The sequence below is a fragment of the Spirochaetota bacterium genome, from assembly GCA_004297825.1.
Classification (GTDB): Bacteria; Spirochaetota; UBA4802; order UBA4802; family UBA5368; genus FW300-bin19.
The window spans coordinates 1-7,204 of sequence record SCSX01000070.1 but is presented as its reverse complement, the minus strand read 5'-3'; the positions used below and the strand labels follow the sequence as shown (position 1 = coordinate 7,204).

At 53.6% G+C, this 7,204-nt stretch carries 8 protein-coding genes; 6 read left to right on the top strand and 2 right to left on the bottom strand.

What is annotated here, in order from left to right:
* Positions 1-21: 21 nt before the first annotated feature.
* A complete protein-coding gene (locus EPN93_15390; protein TAL32853.1) occupies positions 22-456 on the top strand; it encodes a DUF1254 domain-containing protein in 435 nt (144 codons plus the stop codon).
* Between the two features lie 208 nt (positions 457-664).
* On the opposite strand, the gene EPN93_15385 is transcribed toward EPN93_15390, so the two are convergent.
* Positions 665-1,300 carry a hypothetical protein gene (locus tag EPN93_15385; GenBank protein TAL32852.1) on the bottom strand — a complete coding sequence of 212 codons (636 nt, stop codon included), beginning with the start codon at positions 1,298-1,300 and terminating at the stop codon, positions 665-667.
* 383 nt (positions 1,301-1,683) lie between these two features.
* Here EPN93_15385 and EPN93_15380 point away from each other — a divergent pair, with 383 nt between their 5' ends.
* The 5 genes from EPN93_15380 (at position 1,684) to EPN93_15360 (ending at position 4,069) form a co-directional block, all read left to right on the top strand.
* A complete protein-coding gene (locus tag EPN93_15380; protein ID TAL32851.1) occupies positions 1,684-2,037 on the top strand; it encodes a hypothetical protein in 354 nt (117 codons plus the stop codon).
* Positions 2,021-2,590, top strand: coding sequence for a sigma-70 family RNA polymerase sigma factor (locus tag EPN93_15375; GenBank protein ID TAL32850.1), 570 nt, complete (start codon positions 2,021-2,023; stop codon positions 2,588-2,590). Before EPN93_15380 ends, EPN93_15375 begins: the two co-directional genes overlap by 17 nt.
* Complete coding sequence (locus EPN93_15370; GenBank protein TAL32849.1) at positions 2,580-3,026, top strand: hypothetical protein; 447 nt, start codon at positions 2,580-2,582, stop codon at positions 3,024-3,026. Before EPN93_15375 ends, EPN93_15370 begins: the two co-directional genes overlap by 11 nt.
* 84 nt (positions 3,027-3,110) lie before the next feature.
* Positions 3,111-3,365, top strand: coding sequence for a hypothetical protein (locus EPN93_15365; GenBank protein TAL32848.1), 255 nt, complete (start codon positions 3,111-3,113; stop codon positions 3,363-3,365).
* Positions 3,366-3,472: 107 nt separating this feature from the next.
* Positions 3,473-4,069 carry a TetR/AcrR family transcriptional regulator gene (locus tag EPN93_15360; GenBank protein ID TAL32847.1) on the top strand — a complete coding sequence of 199 codons (597 nt, stop codon included), beginning with the start codon at positions 3,473-3,475 and terminating at the stop codon, positions 4,067-4,069.
* A 30-nt stretch (positions 4,070-4,099) separates the two neighbouring features.
* Here EPN93_15360 and polA read toward each other — a convergent pair whose 3' ends face one another.
* Positions 4,100-6,892: a DNA polymerase I gene (gene polA / locus EPN93_15355; GenBank protein ID TAL32846.1), complete on the bottom strand. Its 2,793-nt coding sequence runs from the start codon at positions 6,890-6,892 to the stop codon at positions 4,100-4,102.
* Positions 6,893-7,204: the final 312 nt, after the last annotated feature.

Genomic DNA, 7,204 nt, shown 5'->3' with positions numbered 1-7,204 from the left:
ACGAGCATCCCCGGAATTATAATGCATGTCGCATTCAAACGGATATATAATCGGATTGATTATGGCGGACTGGTAACCTCCGAGTCGCGAGGGGTTGTCGCTCCTTCGCCGGATCTTTTATATTCGGGACTCAGGTACGATGTGAGCGAGCGACCCTTGAAGATCGATGCCATAATCCCCCAGGATACGTATTGGTCCATGTCATTGTTCAATTCGCGTACCGACAATTATTTTTCCCTGAATGACGTGCAGGCAAAATCAAAAAAACTGAGCATTGTAGTAGTAAGCAAAAATAATAGAAACGCGGTTTCCGATAATAAATACGACAAAATTATTGAAGCCGACAGCGATAAAGGAATAATAATATTCCGCATTCTAATCGACAATCTTGACTCTAAAGATAGAGTAAGCGAATTGCAGAAAATTCAAAGGCAGACCACCTGTTCACTGTTATAGCACAAAATCCTCTCTCATATAAAGCTCCCCGGAGGGGAGCTGGCCTATTGAGCCCTCCGCTAATGGGCTTTTTGCCGGGGAGAGGCAGTCTATAATAGAGAAACTATCGAGAAGTGGATGGTACACTTGAACGTCTTCACCGGAAAGAGGACGTACTTTCTTCAAATATTTTGTGAATTTCAAAAATCTTCACAAAAAAGAACATCCCTCACAAAATCAGTTGCGCGCATGCATTAATCCCCATAAAAGGCCGGATGTAGTTAATATTATAAAATGCAATACACCCTATTCCCAACCAAGTAAACGGTGTAAGGAACAGCTCCGCCTGAAGTGGAACACCTACCGTCTTGAATTTCTTTTCCTTGTAGTCAGTTCCGAACATGTTCTCTTCAATTATTTCGCCCCTGTACCGTCCGCTTACATAGCTTAATCCTCCACTTGCTGACAAATAGGCGAATCGGCCCTTAGCTATTATTCCTATAAGGTAGCCAAAATCATTCACCGATTCCGGCATGTTGTCAAACAGATCCAGACTCATTAGGCTTGCCTGCCTGATCGTGTGAAAAAAGGGATAGCTTTTATTGTAATATGAGCCGCTCAAAATTCCGCATAATGCATTTTTTGAATATCCATTATGTTCGGTATCCCCGACACTTCCTCCCTGGAAGGTTCCTTTTCCAAAACCTAGTGAAAACCACACTAATTTTTCGGATATATCTCTTTTAGGTATATCCTCCACAACGGTGTCCGAATATAAATTGCAGAAAGACAAGGTGAAAAGAAAAAGCAGGATTCCGGCAAGGTATAATGGGAAAAGGAGATGTCTAGGGCTTATATTTTTCATTTCACTCTCCCGGTTCTTAGAATCGAGCGCTCTTTTTGCATGCCCAATGCGAGGAAAATTTAGAATACCGCATCGGTTAGCGGCGTCAATCGATTTTAACTTGTGACCAAATCGGAACGAACCTGGTTTCAAGCCCTCTGCATGGTGGCTTTTTACCGGGTGTGAGACGCGCTCTCCTTGTAAAGAGGCGATATCGGCGCCCGCCATGCCTTTTCACACCGCATCCCCGTAAAATCCCGTTATTAATCAAATAATTGAAACCCCTGGGCCGGTTTATGTGTCTTTCAATGAGCAGCGGACCTCATTCCCGGAAAAAAGCTTGGCAGCGGCCGTCCGGGGGATAGAATGTGGGGTGAGTATCAAGCTTTTTCAAGGAGGCGCACATGGCGTCAGCTCAATCCGACGCGGTCAACATACTGGTCTCGATAATTCCCATCGTGGGAATCGTGATGGGGAGCGTGGTGCTGTTTTTTTACCTTATGTGGTGGCATAAACAGCGCATGTTCCTGATCCAGAAGGATATCGTCCAAAAGAAGAATTTCGATCTCGAATCGTTCAGCCTGCTCGCGGGTCTCATGCTGCTGGGTATAGGGGGAAGCCTCACCCTGTTCTTCCTGCTTAAAGAAGGTCTCAGCTATTCGGTTCTTAGCGGCATTATACCCCTTTCCACGGGCCTGAGCCTGTTTGCATTTTTTATCATCAAGAAGAACCTGCGATCCAATGAAAAGGGATCATGAAGAACTCACCGATGAGCAGATTGTCGCAAGGGTCTTAAACGGAAATATCGATCTTTTCAAGGAGATTATAGAGCGCTACCGGAACAGGGTTTTCACGATAGGGATGAAGTTCCTGAGAAACAGGGATGACGCGGCGGATTTTACGCAGGAGGTTTTCCTGAAGGCGTACGGAAGCCTGCGGTCATTCAGGGGGGAGTCCCGCTTTTATTCGTGGATCGTGAGGGTGACGTATAATCACGGGATCAATAGTTCCAGGGCCGCGAAACCAAGCGACAGTCTCGTCGATGAATTTACCGAAAGCGGTGAGCTTTCGCCCGAACGCGCGCATATGAGGGCGGAGGTGGGGCGCGCCCTGAGGCGTGCGATGGGGGAACTCCCCCCGGAATACCGGGTATGCGTGGATTTTTATTTCTTCTTCGGTCTCTCGTACCGGGAGATTGGCGACATTACGGGGTTTCCGGTGAACACCATAAAGTCGCATGTCTTCAGGGCGAAGCACATGCTGCGCGATGCCCTGAAGGGGACGATAGCGGAGGCGTACCATGAAGTGTGAAGCGTTCATGAGAAAATTTTTAGAACTCGACGACGGCCGGCGTTTGCCGCTCGCGATGATGCTCCACGTGCGGCGCTGCGCGCACTGCAGGGCCGAGGTCGACGCGTTCAATCTTGCCGCGCGGGATATGCGTTCGTTCGAGCCTTACGTTATGGACGAGCTCGCGGGCGCTCACCTCGTCCACCGGGTCCTTTCCCAGCCCGCATACCGGAAAAGCGTTTCCCTCTTCAACTGGGTGTGGACGGGCGTTCTCCTGTTCGCAAGCATCTTCCTCGTCCAGTTCAGCGAGCATTTCGTGTCCATGCGCGGGAGGTTTGGCGGCGACCTCGAGGTGCCGTTCAGCATCGTCATGGGGATCGTCGTTTCCGTGTACGCGGCCATGCTTATCGGCACCCACATGGAAGAAATTACCCGCTGGAAAGAGCATCGTAAATAAACAACCCGGCAGTCCCCTCACGAAAACCGGCCCGGGGTTAAGCAAACAGGCCGGTCCGACCGATAGTATATCCGACACTAGTTGTTGGCGACCGGGCGGCGCGGTGCCGGCGCAGGCTCATTTTGGAGGGTTAAATCTATGATTAAAGCGGCAATTACAGGTGTACTGGCGGTCTGTTTTTTCCTTACGGGGCTTCCCGGCGTGTATGCGGCCGACACGCAGCACGTGAAAAAGGCGATATCCGCGGACAAAATCAAAAAAAAGTCCAAAAAACATTCAAAACACAAGAAATCGGCCAAGATCCGGGCTGAAAAAACGGCCGGCGATCTGAAAAAATAGCGACCGTCCGGACGAAATGTGGTTGCACTTATACCATTTTAAACTACACAAGACTCAGATCAAGTAGTAATTCACGCGGAACGACCCGGGCACGCCGTACTGTCCGCATGAGAAAAATGGATAAAGAAGAAAAAACCAGGGAAAAGAAGAAGCAGATACTCGAGGTATTAAAAACACTTCTTGAAAATCATGTCTATTCCACCATCACGGTTGAGGATGTCGCACGGGAGGCCGGGTACTCCAAAGGAGGCATCCTGCATTATTTCCCCTCCAAGGAAGACATGTATCTGGAGCTCATCCGTGACCTTTTCTTGGAGATCGAGCTCGAGCATGCACGGGTCATAAAGGACAACTTCAGCTCGCGCGAGAAGGCAGGGCTGTCGGCGCTCTACAGCGTGGAGCGCTTCATCCTGGACAAGAAAACCACCAAGGTGCTCCTGAACATCATCATGTACGGGTACGAGGACGAGAAGATCATGGGTCCCGTGCGCGAGTTCATCCGGTCGCATTTTCTCATGTACAAGGGGCTCATCGAGGAAACGCGCGCATTGAAGGCCCATACCGAGGCGGAATACAGTCCCGAATTCATCGCGCGCATCGCGCAGACCATCGTCTTCAGCATCGGGATGCTGGAGTCGATCGATCCGACCAGCCTGGACACCATCAAGATGATTCGCTATATCGTCTCCCTTTTAAAGGTATAGGCGCGGGCGCCGATACGGCTTTTCCTTCTCTCAATGCACCTCTCCCCAGTTTTCGCCCCAGGCCATGTCCACGATTAAGGGCACCGAAAGGTCCATGGCGTGCTCCATGCGCCGGCGCACCATCTCCTCGAAATCCTCTTTTTCTTCGGGGGGCGCCTCGAAGACGAGCTCGTCGTGAACCTGTAAGAGCATCCGCCCCTTGAATTTCCTCTCTTCGATCTCGCGGGCGATATCGATCATGGCGAGCTTGATAAGGTCCGCCGCGGTACCCTGGAGCGGCGTATTTATCGCGATCCTCTCCGCGCCCTCGCGCCTGAACTGGGCGCTCGAATCGATGTCCGGGATCGGGCGCCGTCTTCCAAGGATCGTTTCCACGTAGCCGTGTTCGCGCGCGAAGGCGATGGTGTCGTCGACGTAGCGCTTGAATCCGGGGTAGGTCTCGAAATAGCGTTTAATGAACTCGGCGGCCTCCTTCATGGAGATATCGACCTGCTGCGCGAGCCCGAAGGGCGAGACCCCGTAGATCGTGGCGAAATTGATGATCTTGGCCCGGCGGCGCATCTCCGGGGTGATCGCGTCCAGGGGCGCGTCAAATACGGACGCGGCGGTGCGCGCGTGGATGTCCGCGCCCTCCTTGAACGCCTCGATCATCGTCCTGTCGCCGGAAATGTGCGCGGCGAGCCTGAGCTCGACCTGCGAATAGTCGGCGGACATCATGAGCCATCCGCGCTCCGGAACGAAGCCGCGGCGGATCTTCCTCCCGAACTCGTCGCGCACCGGGATGTTCTGGAGGTTGGGGTCTGTCGATGAAAGCCGCCCGGTCGCGACCACGGCCTGGTTGTAGCTCGTGTGGATCCGTCCCGTGCGCTCGATCACCAGGGAGGGAAGCGTATCGATGTAGGTTCCCTTGAGTTTGGAAAGGGTCCGATACGCGATAAGCCAGTCGATGACCTCGTGCGATCCCGCGAGCGTTTCCAGGACCTGTATATCGGTGGAAAATCCCGTCTTGGTTTTCTTGACCGGTTTAAGGCCCAGCGATTCGAAGAGCACGCGCGAAAGCTCCTTTGTGGAATTGATATTGAAGCGCAGCCCGGCGGTCGCGTAGATCTTTTCCTCCGCCTCCGCCAGGAGCGCGTCGTTTTCCTTCGCGAGGGCGCGGAAATAGTCCAGGTCGATGCGGACGCCCGTGCGTTCCATCTGCGCGAGAACGGGAATGAGCGGCATTTCCACCTTCTCAAGCAGCGCGCCCAGCTTTTCCGCGGCGATCTTTTTCTCGAGGATATGGTAGAGCCGCAGGGCAATATCGGCGTCCTCGGCCGCGTACTCGGCGAGATCCGCGAGCGGCACCTGGGTGATATCGAGCTTTTCCTTCCCGCGAACCGTGAGCTCTTTGTACGTGATGGTCTTGTAGCCCAGGAGGTCCATGGCCATGTCGTCCAGGTTGTTGCGCCGCGCGGAGGGGTCCAGCAGGTAGGAGGCGACCATGGTGTCGAAGCGAACGCCCCTGATTGTGATGCCCGCGCAGGCGAGCACGATGATATCGTACTTGATGTTCTGTCCCACCTTGGCGATTGTTTCGTCCTCGATCATGGGCTTGAGCATCGCGAGCGCCTCGTCCCGGTCGATCACCTGCTCCGTGAACAGCGACCGGGTGATGATGGGAACGTACCAGCCGGCACCGGGGGCCACGGAGAGCGATATCCCCACGAGCTCGGCGGCGACCGGGTTGGTCGAGGTGGTCTCGGTGTCCACGGAGACAAGGCCGGCCTTCGCGATCGCGCGCAGCGCCTCATCGAGATCCGCGGGGGAACGCACGATCCTGTAATCCTTCGCCTCCTTTTTGGCGGGCGCGGTGCCGGTTTCCGCAGACTCATCGGGGAACAGCTCGCGCGCGATCGAATCCATCTCCAGCCCCGTGAAGAAATCCCTCACCGCGGGGGTCCGGAAATCGGGCAGCGCAGCGCGCTCAAGGTCAAGCTCGAGCGGGATATCGGTCCGGATGGTCACCAGCGTCTTCGACAGGTATGCCATTTCGCGGTTTTTTTCCAGGGTTTCCCGGAGCTTGCCCTTAACCTTGTCCAGGTGCGCGTAAAGCTCGTCGAGCGAGCCGTGATCCGCGATGAGCTTCTGCGCGGTCTTCTCCCCCACGCCGAAAACCCCGGGGATATTGTCGGAGGTGTCGCCCGTGAGGGCCATATAGTCGACCACCTGCGCCGGAGTAATGCCGAGCTTTTCCTTCACCGCCTTCGCGTCGTAGGTCTCAAACTCGGTGATGCCCTTCCTGTTGGCGTAAATGGAAATATTTTTCCCCACGAGCTGGTAGGCGTCCTTATCCCCGGTCACGAGCACCACCTCGACGTCCTTTGAGGCGTACGTCTTCGCGATGGTTCCCAGCACGTCGTCGGCCTCGAAGTCCGCCTCCTCGATGCGGGGTATGCCCAGCACCTCCACCAGGCGCTTGATCTCCTCGATCTGGATCCGCAGGTCGTCGGGCATCTTTTCGCGGTTCGCCTTGTATTCCTTGTAGAGCCCGAACCTGAACGATTTGCGCGGGGGATCGAACGCGACCACGAGGTAGTCGGGGGACTGGTCCTGGACGAGTTTGAAAAGCATCCGGCTGAATCCGAAAATCGCGGAGGTGTTCTGTCCCTTGGAGTTGAGCAGGGGGTTGCGTATGAACGCGAAATAGGCCCTGTAGCAGAGGGCGTGTCCGTCTATCACGAAAAGGCGTTTCTTCACGGGATTGCTCCGGGTGCGTCGTTTTATGCGATGGGCCGATATGCGTATCGATCGATTATGAAACGGGATGCGGAATGAGGCAATTGTTTTTTGGTGCTCGGGGTAGGGACTTTAAGGACGAGCCGGTGCGCTAAGCGTAATATACAACCGGGAATAAATCACGAGATTCAGGAAAGGCCTGGATATTTTTATATCCGAAATGCAACCTTTATGGATATGAACATAAGATATTTACTACTGATTGAATACAGGAGGCTAATATATAGGATATAACACCTGTTTCGCTTCACCCAAATGGGAATTATTTTCGGTTGAATTAAGCTGGTAAATCCTCCAGTAGAATGCTGTTCAATCCCCTGTTTCGTTCAAATCTTGCATTACGGGCCTGTTTGAGTT